Raw genomic sequence first — 15,601 nt, forward strand, 5'->3', positions numbered from 1 at the left:
TCCCCTTATTTTCTGAACATTTCTAACATGCGACGGGTGACCAGAAAGCCACCGGCGATGTTGATTGAAGCGAGTAAAACACCTAATCCGGCCAATACCATAACAGTTTGAGTCGGCGATGATATTTGCACCAAAGCTCCGATGACGATAATGCCGGAAATAGCATTCGTTACGCTCATTAACGGTGTGTGCAACGATGCGCTTACATTCCAAATTACTTGATAACCGACAAAGCATGCCAAAATAAAAACCGTAAAATGTTCCATAAATGCAGCTGGAGCGACTGATCCAATCCCGAACAGAACAGCCCCACCTATCAGCAAAGGAAGTATTTGTTTAAACCAGGACGCTTCTTTTTTTGGTGTTTCTGGCTGGTAAGCTGGCGCTTCGGTTTGGGGTTGCGGTGCAACTGAAAGTGTTGGAGGCGGTGGTGGCCAGGTGATTTTACCCTCTTTAATAACTGTCGTACCCCGGATCACTTCGTCTTCCATGTTGACGTTGATAACGCCATTTTTCTCTGGGCATAACTCGGTTAACAAATGCCTTAGATTGGTAGAGTAAAGCTGGCTGGATTGGTTAGCCAAACGGCTTGGCAGGTTGGTATAACCGATAATTGTCACGTCATGCTTGACAACAACCTTATCTTTTTCGGTTAATTCGCAGTTGCCGCCTTGTTCGGCCGCCAAATCGACGATAACGCTGCCGGATTTCATTGAGATAACCATGGCTTCCGTGATTAATTTTGGTGCTGGTTTTCCTGGAATCAAAGCTGTGGTAACGATGATATCCACTTCCATTGCTTGCTTGGCAAACAAAGCCATTTCGGCTTCGATGAACTCTTTGGACATGGTCTTGGCATAACCGCCGGTACCGCTGCCTTCTTCTTTGAAGTCCAGCATCAAAAATTCGGCATCCATACTTTCAATCTGCTCTTTTACTTCAGGACGGGTATCGAATGAACGCACAATAGCGCCCATGCTTTTTGCCGTACCAATAGCGGCTAAACCGGCAACACCCGCACCTATGACCAAAACTTTTGCAGGAGGTATCTTTCCGGCAGCGGTAATCTGTCCGGTGAAAAAGCGGCCAAAATGTTGAGCCGCTTCGACAATGGCGCGATAGCCAGCGATATTAGCCATCGAGCTTAAGGCATCCAGTTTTTGCGCCCTGGAAATACGAGGTACGCTGTCCATAGCTAGTACGGTCGCGCCTTTAGCAGCGAGTTGATTCATCAAAGCTTCATTTTGTGCTGGCCAGATAAAGCTAATCAACTTTCCGCCTTGGGGCAGTAAGTCAATTTCATTGATATTGAGTTCTGAATGTTGCTCTGGAGCTCGCACTTTCATAATAATGTCGGCAATTTGCCAGAGTGTCTTTGCATCTTTAACGATCTCAACACCGGCCTCCTTGTAAACCTCATCGGAAATATTCGCACTTACACCAGCGCCGCTTTCGATAAAGACCGAAAAGCCCAACTTGATAAGTTGTTCTGCTGCTTCCGGCGTGGTGGCTACACGCTTTTCACCGGGATGAATTTCTTTCGGTACACCAATCTTCATAAGGTTTTCCTGTTGATTATTTAAGGTATGATGGGTGATGGTATTTTATAGGTCAAAACAGTCCGAGCATATAAGAATAACCTCAGAGTTTCAATAGGTATTTGACCTAGGCGAAAATCGAAAGATGGCAAGCTCAAAACAGCAAGTCTTTCGCCTTAGTCATTCGTTACTTTAGCAAAAATTAATCAATGTCGAAATTAGCCCCTTATCTCTCCAAAGACTTTATCGAAACCACGGAAGGGCTATGTTTTGCGGTTGTCCAAAATGGTGTAGAAAATTGCGGTGCGGAGGAGAAGTTACTGTGTTTTTTACGATATATAAAAAAAACCTCCCAAAGCACTTTCTCCTTGTTTGAAAGCATTAGGGTTTTCTTTAAGTACAATCCCAAACAAAACAGGTTATGGCGTAAGGTTACGACCGAGCAAGCGAACACGTTTCTACAAGCGTATCATCCAGAGTATCTGCATTATTCAACGATATTGGATGCCCAACTCCATGCAGTAGCAACTGGGCGTATCATCAAGCATCATCATCCAAAACAACGTTTGCAGCAGATATTTCTTAGTCAACAACGCGATAAGGTTGAGCAGGATTTGTTCGATTTGTGCCAGTTATTCCAACAAAACGGCCTAGAGCTATCACAAATCGGCGTAACAGGGTCGATATTGATAGGTGTTCAGCAACCAAGTTCAGATATTGACCTGGTATTTTATGACCGTGAACACTTTCACAAAGCGCGTGCAATTACCGCTGAGCTCATAAGCAACCAGCTAGGTGATCTGGGCAATAAGGATTGGCAGGAAGCTTACGCACGACGGTCATGTACCTTAAGCTTGCAGGAATACATCTGGCATGAACGCCGTAAATTCAACAAAGGGTTGATTAATGGGCGAAAATTCGACCTGAATTTTGTTGATAGCCAGACTCAATCCGAACCAATCAATTATCAAAAATGCGGCGAAATTAATGTGCAGTGCAAAATAATCGAAGACCGATACGGATTTGATTATCCAGCCAAATTTGTAATCGACCATGAAACTATCAATACGGTCGTTTGCTTTATTGCAACCTATACGGGACAAGCATTTGTGGGTGAGACGGTTGAAGTTTCTGGCTTTTTGGAGCAGGCGGAAGATGGTAGCAAACGCATCGTGGTCGGCTCCAGTAGGGAAGCACCGGGCGAATACATCAAGGTCATCCAATGCCCAAACTGACCGACTTTACCGCATTTATCTTTGACATGGATGGTTTGGTTCTGGATACCGAACCTACCTATTTTGCAGCATGGCAACAAGCGGTTACGAAAATGGGTTATCGGCTTGAGGTGGATGCTTTCAAGGTCGTCTCTGGATTTCATTACCAGCAAGTCGAAGCACAGATATTGAGTTGGTTAGGGCATGATTTTGATCTGCATACCTTTAAGCGGTTGGGGACTGAATGTTGGCGGAAATACGTGAACCAACACGGCATCGCGGTCAAATCAGGTGTTACTAATTTGCTCGATTATGCCCAGCAACACGAAATTCCCTTCAGCCTTGCAACCAATAGTTCATCTATATACGCGCATGAATGCCTTACTATTGCTGGACTAAGCCATTGCTTTCCGTTGGTTGTCACTGGTGATGATGTACGGAGTGTTAAGCCTGCCCCCGATATTTTCTTGAAAGCAGCTGAGCGGATGCAGGTTGATATTCAGCAGTGCGTAATATTTGAAGATTCACATACCGGTATCGTCGCAGCATCTGCATCGGGGGCTTACACGGTATATGTACCGTCGACTTTTCCTGTCAATCTACAAGCATCAGCATTGTGCAATTGCCAGTTAGAAAATCTGATGCAGGCACTGAAAATCTTGGAAGCGCAGCGTTAGCGGAGTGATGATTTTTAGCCCCCAGAAGCGATAGGGCTGTGTGTTTTCGCGAAGCGTTGTTTGTGGCGTGAAAATACGCATCATTCCGACATCGCGTCGATGTCATCGCGCAATACTACCTCATACCCCTTGTCGGGGCGGGGAGTCGCTATTTTCCAAACGAACGAAAAAATCCGATCAAACGTGTGTTGGTATAAACACCTATGAGAATCTTTAAAATCTTCCTCTCCACTGGGAACATAAGCTTTATTAAAAATGCCGCCGATTATTAAAGTGGCTAATTTTACAGACTTTACGAATACCTATAATTTCAACTGAATTTCTCATCTGGCGACACAGCTCAATTTCATATGCTCCCCTTTATGAAGACTGGCTTTGCTGCTAAAACATTATCCGCTCGCCAACTCTTGGTATTTGCGCTTGCCAACCTCTGCGTTTGAAACAGGTTTGCAAGGATAAGGCAGCCGCTTTTTCGCCATGAATAAGGAATAACTTGGGTTTAGGCTCTCTAAAATGACTTGCCCACTGTAATAACTGACTTTGGTCGGCGTGGGCGCTTAATGCGCCCAGGGTATGTATCTTGGCTTCGACATTAACTTCAGAGCCTAAAATCTTCAAAATTTTCTTTTTGCCATCCACCAGAATGCGGCCTAACGTACCTTCCGCCTGATACCCGGCGATAATGACATGGGTGTTACGCCGCCAGAGATTATATTTGAGGTGATGGCGAATACGCCCACCGTTACACATACCGCTACCGGCAATAATAATCGCTCCGCCAGCAATTCGATTGATTGCCATAGATTGCTCGGCGGTTTCAGAATATATCAGGCCTTGCAGCCATTGCTGCCAGCCTTTTGGGGCAACCTTAATAAATTCAGGGTCATCAATATTGAACAACTGGCTATGCTGTGCATAGATTTTGCTGGCGCTAATCGCCATCGGACTATCTAAATAAATCTGTTGCTGAGGCAATCCACCTTGCCGTTGTAATTTACCCAACCAATAGATTAGGTCTTGTGAGCGTCCAACAGCAAACGCAGGGATAATGACGTTACCGCCTGTTTTTGACGCTTCTGCCAGTGTTTCCTTGAGCTCTACCAGCGTATTTTCCAGGGGTTTATGATCCCTATCCCCATAAGTGGATTCCAGCAACAGCACATCGGCTTGGGTAATAATTTCAGCATCCCGTAACAAAGGTGAGTTCGGATTACCTAAGTCACCGGAAAACACCAGGGTCTTGGTTTTTTCTTGGTCTTTGATTGTCAATTCGACTATCGACGAACCAAGGATATGTCCAGCTTCATGAAAAGTAACTTGAATGCCAGGTAAGATTTGTGTTTTCTCGCCATAAGCGACTGGCTTTCTGAACTTTAGCAACGCCTCAACATCTTCGAGTTCATACAAAGGTTCAAGTAGTTCTTTGCCCGCGCGTTCCCTGCGCTTGTTTTCCCATTCGGTATCTTTAAGTTGTATATGAACGGCATCCTTAAGCATCAAATCCAGTAAAGCGAAGCTCGCGTTAGTCAGATACACATTACCTTTGAAGCCTTCTTTCGCCAATTTGGGGAGTCGCCCACAATGGTCAAGATGGGCATGGGACAGAACAACGACATCAATACTAGCAGGATCGAATGGAAAATCGGCTTCATTCTGCTTTTCTGTTTCGTTGGAACCCTGAAATAAGCCACAATCCAGCAACATGCGATGTGCATCCGTTTCCAGTAAATAACACGAACCAGTCACCTGCCCAGTAGCACCTAAAAAAGTAAGATTTGTCATTAGAACCCCCCTGTATGGTCGAAAGAAATTCAAAGCCTTTTGCCCGTTTCACGCTGAAAAATTACACCTCTGCACCTGAAGACAGAGTTTTCTTAAAAAAGTGCTTTTCTTGGGAAAGCCAACTAATACCGATCCCAATAAGTTCACATATTATCCCTTCTCCAGTGGGAGAAGGTTAGGATGAGGGGATTCAAATAACAACTTATTGGGATTGGTATAATAAGAAAGCTCTCCTTAGACCTCTGAAACAAAATTACGTGCAGCATTCAATGCGTCAATAACTGGTTTGGTTTGCGGCCTAACTGATCGCCATAGAAAAAATGCCTCTGCTGCTTGCTCAACCAGCATTCCCAACCCATCCAGACTTTTTTTGGCATTGTGTTCCACACCCCAGCGGACAAATGCCGTTGGCCTGTTGCCGTAAGCGAGATCATAGCAGATGCCTCCAGGAGTTAATAAGTCGTCTTGAAGTGGAAGCATTTCATCGGCTAGACTTGCCGATGTTGCATTGATAATTAAATCAAACTGTTGCCCTTTTAAGTCGGCAAAACCACAACCATCTATATCGCCAAAGATACAAAACTCTGCTGCCAAGTCACTGGCTTTTTGTTGGGTACGGTTGGCTAAAACGAGCTGGTGCGGGGAGCACTCAAGAATAGGGGCAAGAATACCTCTACACGCACCACCTGCCCCCAAAATTAGAATCCTGGATTTAGTCAAAGCAAGATCGTGATTGACTGTTAAATCTGTAATAAGGCCGCAGCCATCAGTATTGTCGCCTAATATACGGTCATCATCTTGTATAATAAGGGTGTTGACGGCTCTACTCAATTCGGCGCGTTTCGTGGTCAAATCTGCAAATGCCCAGGCTAGTTCTTTCAATGGCAAGGTACAGTTTAGACCTCTACCGCCTTTAGCAAAAAAGGCGACAACCGATTCTTTAAACCGTTCGGATGTCACTTCTTTCGCAGTGTATTCAAGTGCTTGTTGGGTTTGTTCCGCAAAAAGCTGATGGATGCGCGGAGATTTACTGTGTTTTATGGGCGAACCGAACACTGCGTAACGGTCTTTTTTAGCCATGTTTGTACCTTTCTTCGATGGTAATTTGCATAAGATTAGTCTATTTACCAAAATTCATGACTTCTTAGCAAAATAATAAATCGCCGACAGGAGCTAGGGCGGAACTAAAACAGACTTGATTGCATCTGAGCCTAACACCCAAAAACAAGACAAAAAAATAGCCGCGTAATGCGGCTATTTTGTACGCGCACTAAGCGTTACTTGATGAAATGGACGACTAAGAACAAGATAACAGTCAAAGCCAAGCCACAATGAATGACACCTTTTACAGAAGTGTAAGGCCCCATTTTTCCACCAGCGGGTAATTTGCTCAACGCACCGATGTTTTTCAGTACTGGATAGGCACCGTTATACTCTAGTGCCAAAATAATCACAGCGGCAATCAAGAACGCCATGACATTAAATCCATGTGGGAAATGTGATGAAGCCCCCATAAAATACAACATTGGCACTGAAAACAAGGCATTAGTCCGTGATGCCAAACCCGCCGTCCCCAACGCACCCGCCGCTTCAGGCAGGGCTTGACCACCATTTGCGACTTGAGTCGCAGAAGCAATCACGATTTTTTGGTTAGGCCAAATAATCAACCACACATTGGTGAACATGAGAACACCAAGAAGCGAGCCAATATAAATATCCAGAGAGCCACCCGCCCCCCGAAGACCAAGGATACCTAAGCCAGTCAGCAAAGTAACTACAGCACCCCAGCGAAACCACCACAACGCCCTTGGCACCAGTTTTTGTATGGCATCCGATTTTGCCGCACCATCGGCTTCTTTAAAATATTCGCCTTGTACTAGATTAAAGTAGTAAAGCAAACCGATCCAGGTGACACCTGCTAACAAATGCCCCCAGCGCAGCAGCATTTCATAACCGGCAGTTGTTGTAACTAATTCCATAGCAATACCTCTTTTGTAATGTTGTTATTGATTTTAAGCACACCCTTCGTCGTGATGATGCCTTGAAGATGATATTTTGTCTAGGTAAACCTCTTAAGCCTGAGCCAGCCATTTAGCCACAGATTTTGCAAAATAGGTCAAAATTGCATCACTGCCAGCACGTTTGAAAGCCAGTAGGGATTCCAAAACAACTGGTTTCTCGTCCAGCCAACCATTCATGGCAGCGGCTTTAATCATAGCATATTCACCGCTGACCTGATAAGCAAAAGTGGGTACGCCGTAGCTGTCTTTTACCCTGCGGATGATGTCCAGATACGGCATTCCTGGCTTAATCATCACAATGTCGGCACCTTCCTGCAAATCTAGCTGGATTTCACGTAAGGCCTCATCGGAATTGGCCGGATCCATTTGATAGCTGTACTTATTGCCGCCGCCCAAATTGCCAGACGAGCCGACGGCATCGCGAAATGGCCCATAAAAACTGGAAGCATACTTGGCGGAATAAGCAAGAATCCTGGTATTAATATGCCCTTTTGCTTCCAAAGCCTGCCGAATTGCACCAATTCTGCCATCCATCATATCAGAAGGGGCAACTATATTTGCACCTGCCTCGGCATGTGAAAGCGCTTGCCGCACCAGGACTTCGTTGGTCTCATCATTAATCACGTAACCCTGATCATTGGTAAGACCGTCTTGTCCGTGAATCGTAAATGGATCAAGCGCAACATCGGTGATGATGCCCAATTGCGGCACTGCTTGTTTCAAGGCGCGAACACTACGTTGGATTAAACCGTCAGGATTGTACGCTTCTGCGGCATCGTCGGATTTTTTGTCTGTGCCGACCACCGGAAACAGCGCAATAGCTGGAATGCCAAGTTCGTAGACTTCCCGCGCTTCTGCCAACATCAAATCCAGCGTGTACCTTTCGATACCCGGCATAGATGAAATCGGCTCTCTGCCATTTAAGCCTTCAGTAACAAACATGGGATATATTAAATCGTCAGTGCTAAGTTGGTTTTCGCGCATTAATCGGCGTGAAAAATCATCAAAACGCATTCTTCTCATGCGTGTGGAAGGAAAATTAATGTTACTATAGGGCATATTTTGTGTACTCATGGATTGCGCAATGTCGGGGGTTTATTCTGGCATTTTCGTCGTAACGTGTGAAAGTGGTTAACCAAATATACAGCACATTCTTGATTATTCACCATTTCAACTGCTGTTCGCCATTGTATAAAATGTAAGCGTATCGGCTGGCTTTTAGAGGGTTTTATGAAAACAAAACAATATAATATATTCGGTTTATTCTTTGTGCTAATTAGCTTGTTGTCAATAACTGCCGCTAAAGCATCAGACTTGCTGCCTCCCCAGGTTGCTATTCAAGAAGCATCCGACAAACTCCAACAGAAGTTGCAGGATAAAGCATTCAGTCAAAATTTTGCACAAGTTGCCCAATTTGTTGACCAAGCCATCAATCCCCATACCGACTTTGACAAAATTTCCGAGTTAGTTTTGGGTAAATTGTGGAATAGTGCAAGCAGCGATGAACAAACCCGCTTCAAACACGAGTTCCAGACTTTGCTGGTCAGAACTTATTCCCGCGCCTTTGTGGAATTTAAAGACTGGACGGTTCGTTTTCTGCCTCTGGAAATGGCAAGTGGCTCTAACAAGGTTGTCGTGAAAACAGAAGTATTGCAACCTGGCCTGCAACCCATCAGTGTAAACTACCGTATGTTATTGACTAATGGCGACTGGAAGGCTTATGACATCATGATCGAAGGTGTCAGCCTAGTAACCAACTACCGTTCAACATTCAGCAACGAAGTCAAAACCAAAGGCTCGTTAGGCGCGGTGATTGAAGGGTTGGCCAAACGTAACGCAGAAGCTTTGTCTGCCAAAAACTCCTGATATTGCTGCTTACGCCATCCTTTTCGCTTGAAAAGCGATGGCGCATACTCTGATAACTCCACCCGATTACACTTTAACCATCGGTTTAGCTGCGGAATACTATCTGACATTCCGTCCTTAAGCACATTGGCTCGTTTGTCGTGATTTCTGTGAAAGATTCCATTTACGCCAATCCACTCGGCGACATTAGCGCATTCACGTTTGATGAAGACGTCGTCAGCGTTTTCCCCGACATGATCCAACGCTCTGTGCCTGGCTACAGCACCATTATCACGGCGATTGGTTTACTGGCAAAGCGTTACGCGCAGCCAAACAGTCATTGTTATGATTTAGGTTGTTCCTTGGGTGCTGCCGCATTATCCATGCGTGAACAGATAGCAGCCCAAAACTGCCGTATTATCGCTGTCGATAACTCATCGGCGATGGTGTCTGGATTTGAAGATAGACTGCGGCAACTACCCTCTTCGATTCCGGTTGATGTATTTTGTACTGACATCACCGATATAAACATCGAAAACGCATCGGTCGTCGTCTTGAATTTTACCTTACAGTTTATTCCTATAGCAGACCGAATAGTTCTTCTGCAAAGAATTAACCACGGACTGTTGCCCGGCGGAATACTGATTCTTTCGGAAAAGCTAAAGTTTGATGACGACAAGCAAAACGCCTTGCAAACCGATATGCATCATCAGTTTAAAAAAGCTCAAGGTTATAGCGATCTGGAAATATGCCAAAAACGCACCGCATTGGAAAACGTGCTGATCCCTGAAACCTTCGGTCTACATCAACAGCGACTGCTAGATGCAGGTTTTAGCAGTGCGGAAGTGTGGTTTCAATATTTTAATTTTGCTTCGATAATCGCCCTTAAGTGATTGACTATCAAACTTTATATCGAGTACTTCGATCTGCGAAGGCAGATGTATGGGCAGACCGATTGCCACAACAAATTCGCGATGCTTTGGATCAAACCCGTCATGGTCATTTGGCAACATGGCAACAGCTAATTGATAGCATCCCAGATTTTTCTACAAATCAACGCATATTGGAGGCGCATACTGTACAAATAGGCTCCGTTAATGAGCTGACAGAACTGGAAAGAGTATCACTAAAAACGCAGTTAAAAAGTCTACATCCCTGGCGAAAAGGCCCTTATGAGTTGTTCGGCATCAAGATTGATGCCGAATGGCGTTCTGACTGGAAATGGAAGCGTGTCGAACAGCATATTTCCCCGCTCAAGCACCGCTTGGTGTTGGATGTAGGCTGCGGTAATGGTTATTACTGCTGGCGTATGCTAGGCGCTGGGGCAAAATGTGTCGTCGGCATTGATCCTATGTTACTTAACGTCATGCAATTTCAGTTCATCCACAAACTACACGGAGGCGTTCCGCCAGTTTTCGTCCTACCACTAGGCATAGAAGACCTGCCTTATGGGATGAAAGCGTTTGATACGGTATTTTCGATGGGGGTGTTTTATCATCGCCGCTCGCCTATCGACCATTTGCTGGAATTGCGAGACAGCCTAGTCCCTGGCGGCGAGCTGGTTTTGGAAACCCTGGTGATTGATGGCGGATTAGGCGAAGTGCTAGTTCCTGAAGATCGGTATGCACAAATGCGTAACGTTTGGTTTCTGCCTAGCTGCCCGACTTTGATGGGCTGGTTAAGCCGCTGTGGATTTAAGAATATTCGGCTCGTTGATGTCACGGCAACCAGCACGGAAGAACAACGAAGCACCGAATGGATGACTTTTCATTCGTTAAAAGATTATCTCAACGAAGGCAATCCACTACTGACTTGCGAAGGACTGCCCGCACCCAAAAGAGCCCTTTTCATAGCACAAACGGCAAACTGTTAAATTATTTTGAAGCAAGAAACCCTTTTCCAGTGCCTGGGATTAGGGCAAGCTGTTTATAACTCTTGAACCTTATCCGTCTTTCATCTATATTCATTGGATGAATATCATTGAGTAAAAGACCTCATGGCTACAGCGACAACAGATTTTCATTTTAGTGGGCTGGCAAAGTGTCTAATCCAGGAAGGTCTAATAACGGAAAAGGATGCTAGATCCTATATTCAAGATGCCCAAAAAAACAAGCTCTCCTTGATAAGCTATTTGGTTACGAACAAAATTGTCGATAGCCGTGTCATTGCGTCAAAAGCATCGATAGAATTCGGCGTACCGTTTTTTGACTTGGATGCAATCGATCCTCGTAGCTTGCCTATCAACTTGGTCAGCGAAAAACTGATCCGTAAGCACAATGCCCTGCCCCTTTTAAAACGCGGTAAAACCTTGTTCCTTGGAATATCTGATCCTACTGCCACGCAAGGGTTCGATGATATTAAATTCCAGAGCTTGCTTAATCTCGAAACCGTTTTAGTTGATGAAAACAAGCTACATAAAGTCATTGATTCTGCCCTGGAAGCTGTCGACACGACAATGTCTGACCTTATGGACACGGATCTGGACAATCTGAACGTAACGGGTGGGGAGGAAGATCTTGCAAAAAATGACGTAAATGCCGATATTGACGATGCGCCGATAGTTCGCTTCGTTAATAAAGTCTTACTGGACTCCATCAAAAAAGGGGCTTCCGACATTCACCTCGAACCCTATGAAAAAAACTTCCGCATCCGCTTCAGATCAGATGGCATATTGCACCAAATAGCGAGTCCACCGGCAAATATAGCCAACCGCATCATATCCAGAATCAAAGTCATGTCCAAAATGGATATCGCAGAACGCCGCGTTCCCCAGGATGGACGTATCAAGATGGTATTATCCAAAACGCGTGCGATTGATTTTCGTGTCAACACCTGTCCCACCTTATTTGGTGAAAAAGTGGTTCTCCGTATTTTGGATCCCACCAGTGCCCAAATTGGTATCGAAAAACTGGGTTTTGAACCCGAACAACAGGAAGTCTTTCTCAAAGCCATCAATAAACCTTATGGATTAGTTCTTGTAACCGGACCTACCGGTAGCGGTAAGACAGTGACTCTTTATACTGGCTTGAATCTCCTCAATAAGATTGAGAGCAACATTTCAACTGCTGAGGATCCTGTGGAAATCACCGTAGAGGGCATTAATCAGGTCAACGTCAATGTTAAGGCAGGATTAACCTTTGCTAACGCCTTACGGGCATTTTTACGGCAAGACCCAGACATCATCATGGTTGGTGAGATTCGTGACCTAGAAACCGCCGAAATTGCCGTAAAAGCCGCACAAACTGGTCACTTAGTCTTATCTACCCTGCACACTAATGATGCGCCGCAAACATTGAACCGGCTAATGCAAATGGGCATCGCGCCTTTTAACATTGTCTCAGCGGTTAATTTAATCATGGCGCAACGTTTGGCTAGACGGCTATGTGAACATTGCAAAACACAAGTCACCCTGCCGGATAATGTACTTTCATCCATCGGTTTCAAAGAAGATGAGTTCAAAACTCTCAAGCTCTATGGCGCGGTGGGCTGCGACCTTTGTACAAATGGTTATAAAGGCAGGGTCGGCATCTATCAGGTTATGACCTTGAGCGAAAAAATGCGCAGCCTGATCCTTCAAGGCGGCAACGCTATGCAATTAGCTGAACAAGCAAAATCCGAGGGCATCAATGATTTGCGTGCATCAGGTTTAAACAAAGTTAGGCTGGGTGTTACCAGCATCGAAGAAATTGACAGAGTGACCAAGGAATAGTGATGGCAGAACAAACTGAACAACTGGATTTTCTCTGGGAAGGGAAAGACAAAACCGGAAAAATAAACAAAGGTGTGTTCCCTGCAAAAAGCGAAGCAGTTGCAAAAGCGGAATTGCGGCGGCAAGGCTACCGAGTAACCAAAATCAAACTTAAGCCCAAACCCTTATTTAAAAGCAGGGTTAAAGCTATAACCCCAGGCGACATTGCGGTTTTTTCGAGGCAGCTAGCGACTATGCTCAAAGCTGGCGTTCCTCTGGTTCAATCCTTTGACATTGTTGGCAAAGGTCATGAAAATCCCAGTATGCAAGAACTTTTATTAAGCATCAAAGCAGACATTGAAGGCGGCGACACCCTGGCGGAAGCACTAAACAAAAGGCCACTCTATTTTGACGAATTGTTTTGTAACTTGGTTGAAGCAGGCGAACAGGCGGGGGTACTAGAAACCCTGCTGGACAAAATCGCTACTTATAAAGAAAAAACCGAGTCCATGAAGAAAAAAATCAAAAAAGCCCTGACTTACCCGATAGCGGTTGTCGCCGTAGCTTTTATTGTAACAACCATCTTGCTGGTTTTTGTGGTACCTGTGTTTGCAGATTTGTTTAAAAGTTTTGGTGCCGATTTACCCGCCTTCACCCAAATGGTTGTCGCTATGTCGGAATGGATGCAAGTATATTGGTGGGTCATTATTGTATCGGTAGTCGCCACTGTCTATACATTTGGTTATTTCAAGAAACGGTCTAGAAATTTTAATCATTTTCTAGACAGGGTATTGTTAAAAGTCCCTGTAGTAGGCCTGATCCTGAACAAGTCCGCTATTGCTCGTTTTGCTCGAACTCTATCAACAATGTCAGCAGCGGGTGTTCCACTAGTTGACGCACTGGAATCGGTCTCAGGGGCTTGCGGCAACATTGTGTATGCGGATGCTGTTATGAAGATGCGCGAAGATGTATCCACCGGACACAGACTACAGTTTGCCATGAGCCAGACTCAACTGTTCCCACACATGGTGCAACAAATGATTGCCATTGGTGAAGAATCGGGATCTATTGATGCCATGTTGTCCAAAGTAGCCGATTTTTACGAAGAAGAAGTCGACAACCTGGTTGATAATCTAAGTAGCTTAATGGAACCCATTATTATGGTTATCTTAGGAACCCTAGTCGGCGGTTTGGTTGTAGCTATGTACCTACCAATCTTCAAAATGGGTTCTGCGATTTGATTGTCGGCATGTATTTTCCTACCTTCAAAAGGGATGCTGCGGCTGGTCTAACCTGCTGAATTTTTATAAAAACAAAAGAAAGTGCTTCCTCAAGGAAGCCTAGTGCTCATCATGCAGCAATTTGACTACCTTTTTGGCTCGCCAATCCTTTTTTCCGCTCTCATCGGCTTGGTTGGCCTGTTGGTGGGCAGCTTTCTTAATGTGGTTATTTACCGTCTGCCGGTAATGATGCAAAAAAGCTGGCGTAAGGATTGCCAAGACTATCTGGGATTAAATGCCGACCTACAGACAAACGAACCTTTTAATCTGGTGCTGCCGCTCTCACGTTGCCCTGGCTGCAACACACCCATCAAGCCTTACCAGAACATACCGGTTATCAGTTATGTTTTTTTACGCGGCAAATGCGCTAAGTGCAAAAATCCTATTTCCTTACGTTATCCGCTCATCGAAGCATTTACTGCCGTAACATCCTTTGTCATAGCGTGGCATTTTGGCTTTACACCACAAACAGGATTTGCACTACTATTGACTTGGTCTTTGATTGCGTTGAGTTTTATTGATATTGACCATCAATTATTACCGGACTCGATCACACTGCCTGCCTTATGGTTGGGATTATTTTTAAGTGTATTTGACATATTTACTGATAGCCACGCCAGCATAATCGGCGCGATTGCGGGTTACCTGGTTCTTTGGGGCGTTTTTCACTTGTTTAAATTGCTAACTGGTAAAGAAGGCATGGGCTATGGCGACTTCAAATTACTCGCTTTATTTGGTGCCTGGTTAGGTTGGCAGTCACTACCCGCCATTATTTTGCTATCATCGCTAGTGGGCGCGATAATAGGCATCGGCATGATTATATTTTCCCAGCATGACCGCAACACACCCATTCCCTTCGGGCCGTATTTGGCGGCTGCGGGTTGGATCGCGTTGATATGGGGCGCTGATATTAATCAATTCTATTTGAATATAGCCGGGTTATAAGCGGGTGTTCAAAGTAGGTCTTACTGGCGGCATAGGCTGTGGCAAAAGCACGGTCAGCAAATTATTTATCGAACTGAATGTCCCGATCATTGATGCTGATGACATCGCGCACCAGCTAGTAGAACCAGGACAAGCAGCATTATTAGAAATCAGCAAAGCCTTTGGTGTTAAAACCCTTAGTCCTGATGGTTCGTTAAACAGGCACTATTTACGCGACATTGTTTTTTCCGATGGCAAAAAAAAACAACAGCTTGAAAACATCTTGCATCCCTTGGTATTTGACGCTATGCAGGAGAAAATTGACCACTGGGATTGCCCTTATTGCATTCTCAGTATCCCATTACTCTTTGAAACTCGTATGACCGATTTTGTTGACCGGATACTCGTAATTGATTGCCCAATCGAAACCCAGATAGCACGCGTTAAGGCCAGAAATAACTTAACTGACGCTACAATTCGATCAATTATCGATAGCCAAGTGAGCCGAGAGTACAGGCTAAAACATGCCGATGATGTTATAGATAATTCTGACAACAACCATTGCGGACTTGCAGAACAAGTCAAAAAATTGCACAATCTTTACCTTTCAACCAGTGCACACTAGGACGACC

14 protein-coding genes are annotated in these 15,601 nt (G+C 44.8%); 9 read left to right on the top strand and 5 right to left on the bottom strand.

Annotation, left to right across the window (positions count from 1 at the left end):
- Nucleotides 1-5 precede the first annotated feature (5 nt).
- Nucleotides 6-1,559, bottom strand: a complete 1,554-nt coding sequence (locus ABL924_RS01370; RefSeq protein ID WP_349025268.1) for a Re/Si-specific NAD(P)(+) transhydrogenase subunit alpha — start codon at nt 1,557-1,559, stop codon at nt 6-8.
- 188 nt (nt 1,560-1,747) lie between these two features.
- On the opposite strand from ABL924_RS01370, the gene ABL924_RS01375 reads away from it, so the two are divergent.
- Nucleotides 1,748-2,773: a hypothetical protein gene (locus ABL924_RS01375; RefSeq protein ID WP_349025269.1), complete on the top strand. Its 1,026-nt coding sequence runs from the start codon at nt 1,748-1,750 to the stop codon at nt 2,771-2,773.
- A complete protein-coding gene (locus tag ABL924_RS01380; protein WP_349025270.1) occupies nt 2,761-3,429 on the top strand; it encodes an HAD family phosphatase in 669 nt (222 codons plus the stop codon). Before ABL924_RS01375 ends, ABL924_RS01380 begins: the two co-directional genes overlap by 13 nt.
- 381 nt (nt 3,430-3,810) lie before the next feature.
- Here the strand turns inward: ABL924_RS01380 and ABL924_RS01385 are convergent, their stop codons facing one another.
- From ABL924_RS01385 to hemB, 4 genes are all read right to left on the bottom strand, one after another.
- Nucleotides 3,811-5,211 carry an MBL fold metallo-hydrolase gene (locus ABL924_RS01385; RefSeq protein ID WP_349025271.1) on the bottom strand — a complete coding sequence of 467 codons (1,401 nt, stop codon included), beginning with the start codon at nt 5,209-5,211 and terminating at the stop codon, nt 3,811-3,813.
- Between the two features lie 234 nt (nt 5,212-5,445).
- Complete coding sequence (gene aroE, locus ABL924_RS01390; RefSeq protein WP_349025272.1) at nt 5,446-6,291, bottom strand: shikimate dehydrogenase; 846 nt, start codon at nt 6,289-6,291, stop codon at nt 5,446-5,448.
- Between the two features lie 197 nt (nt 6,292-6,488).
- A complete protein-coding gene (locus ABL924_RS01395) occupies nt 6,489-7,190 on the bottom strand; it encodes a urate hydroxylase PuuD (RefSeq protein WP_349025273.1) in 702 nt (233 codons plus the stop codon).
- Nucleotides 7,191-7,283: 93 nt separating this feature from the next.
- Nucleotides 7,284-8,306 carry a porphobilinogen synthase gene (gene hemB / locus ABL924_RS01400; protein ID WP_349025274.1) on the bottom strand — a complete coding sequence of 341 codons (1,023 nt, stop codon included), beginning with the start codon at nt 8,304-8,306 and terminating at the stop codon, nt 7,284-7,286.
- Between the two features lie 156 nt (nt 8,307-8,462).
- Between hemB and ABL924_RS01405 the strand changes: the two genes are divergently transcribed.
- The 7 genes from ABL924_RS01405 to coaE all read left to right on the top strand — a co-directional run bounded on the left by ABL924_RS01405 (nt 8,463) and on the right by coaE (nt 15,594).
- On the top strand, nt 8,463-9,098 hold the full coding sequence (locus ABL924_RS01405) for an ABC transporter substrate-binding protein (RefSeq protein WP_349025275.1): 636 nt from the start codon (nt 8,463-8,465) through the stop codon (nt 9,096-9,098).
- Between the two features lie 149 nt (nt 9,099-9,247).
- On the top strand, nt 9,248-9,970 hold the full coding sequence (gene cmoA / locus ABL924_RS01410) for a carboxy-S-adenosyl-L-methionine synthase CmoA (protein WP_349025276.1): 723 nt from the start codon (nt 9,248-9,250) through the stop codon (nt 9,968-9,970).
- Nucleotides 9,967-10,950 (top strand): tRNA 5-methoxyuridine(34)/uridine 5-oxyacetic acid(34) synthase CmoB, encoded by a 984-nt coding sequence (gene cmoB, locus ABL924_RS01415; protein WP_349025277.1) that lies wholly within the window; start codon nt 9,967-9,969, stop codon nt 10,948-10,950. Before cmoA ends, cmoB begins: the two co-directional genes overlap by 4 nt.
- A 123-nt stretch (nt 10,951-11,073) precedes the next feature.
- Nucleotides 11,074-12,786, top strand: coding sequence for a type IV-A pilus assembly ATPase PilB (gene pilB, locus ABL924_RS01420; protein WP_349025278.1), 1,713 nt, complete (start codon nt 11,074-11,076; stop codon nt 12,784-12,786).
- A gap of 2 nt (nt 12,787-12,788) precedes the next feature.
- Entirely contained in the window at nt 12,789-14,006 is a 1,218-nt protein-coding gene (locus tag ABL924_RS01425; protein WP_349025279.1) for a type II secretion system F family protein, read from the top strand.
- Nucleotides 14,007-14,117: 111 nt separating this feature from the next.
- Nucleotides 14,118-14,990: an A24 family peptidase gene (locus tag ABL924_RS01430; RefSeq protein WP_349025280.1), complete on the top strand. Its 873-nt coding sequence runs from the start codon at nt 14,118-14,120 to the stop codon at nt 14,988-14,990.
- Between the two features lie 4 nt (nt 14,991-14,994).
- On the top strand, nt 14,995-15,594 hold the full coding sequence (gene coaE / locus ABL924_RS01435) for a dephospho-CoA kinase (RefSeq protein ID WP_349025281.1): 600 nt from the start codon (nt 14,995-14,997) through the stop codon (nt 15,592-15,594).
- The last annotated feature ends 7 nt before the right edge of the window (nt 15,595-15,601 follow it).

It is taken from the genome of Methyloglobulus sp., from assembly GCF_040079455.1.
Lineage (GTDB): Bacteria > Pseudomonadota > Gammaproteobacteria > Methylococcales > Methylomonadaceae > Methyloglobulus.

Bases quoted from the DNA above. Each gene is read 5' to 3' on its own strand.
- ABL924_RS01370 (WP_349025268.1), bottom strand. From the start codon at position 1,559: ATGAAGATTGGTGTACCGAAAGAAATTCATCCCGGTGAAAAGCGTGTA.
- ABL924_RS01375 (WP_349025269.1), top strand. From the start codon at position 1,748: ATGTCGAAATTAGCCCCTTATCTCTCCAAAGACTTTATCGAAACCACG.
- ABL924_RS01380 (WP_349025270.1), top strand. From the start codon at position 2,761: ATGCCCAAACTGACCGACTTTACCGCATTTATCTTTGACATGGATGGT.
- ABL924_RS01385 (WP_349025271.1), bottom strand. From the start codon at position 5,211: ATGACAAATCTTACTTTTTTAGGTGCTACTGGGCAGGTGACTGGTTCG.
- aroE (WP_349025272.1), bottom strand. From the start codon at position 6,291: ATGGCTAAAAAAGACCGTTACGCAGTGTTCGGTTCGCCCATAAAACAC.
- ABL924_RS01395 (WP_349025273.1), bottom strand. From the start codon at position 7,190: ATGGAATTAGTTACAACAACTGCCGGTTATGAAATGCTGCTGCGCTGG.
- hemB (WP_349025274.1), bottom strand. From the start codon at position 8,306: ATGAGTACACAAAATATGCCCTATAGTAACATTAATTTTCCTTCCACA.
- ABL924_RS01405 (WP_349025275.1), top strand. From the start codon at position 8,463: ATGAAAACAAAACAATATAATATATTCGGTTTATTCTTTGTGCTAATT.
- pilB (WP_349025278.1), top strand. From the start codon at position 11,074: ATGGCTACAGCGACAACAGATTTTCATTTTAGTGGGCTGGCAAAGTGT.
- ABL924_RS01425 (WP_349025279.1), top strand. From the start codon at position 12,789: ATGGCAGAACAAACTGAACAACTGGATTTTCTCTGGGAAGGGAAAGAC.
- ABL924_RS01430 (WP_349025280.1), top strand. From the start codon at position 14,118: ATGCAGCAATTTGACTACCTTTTTGGCTCGCCAATCCTTTTTTCCGCT.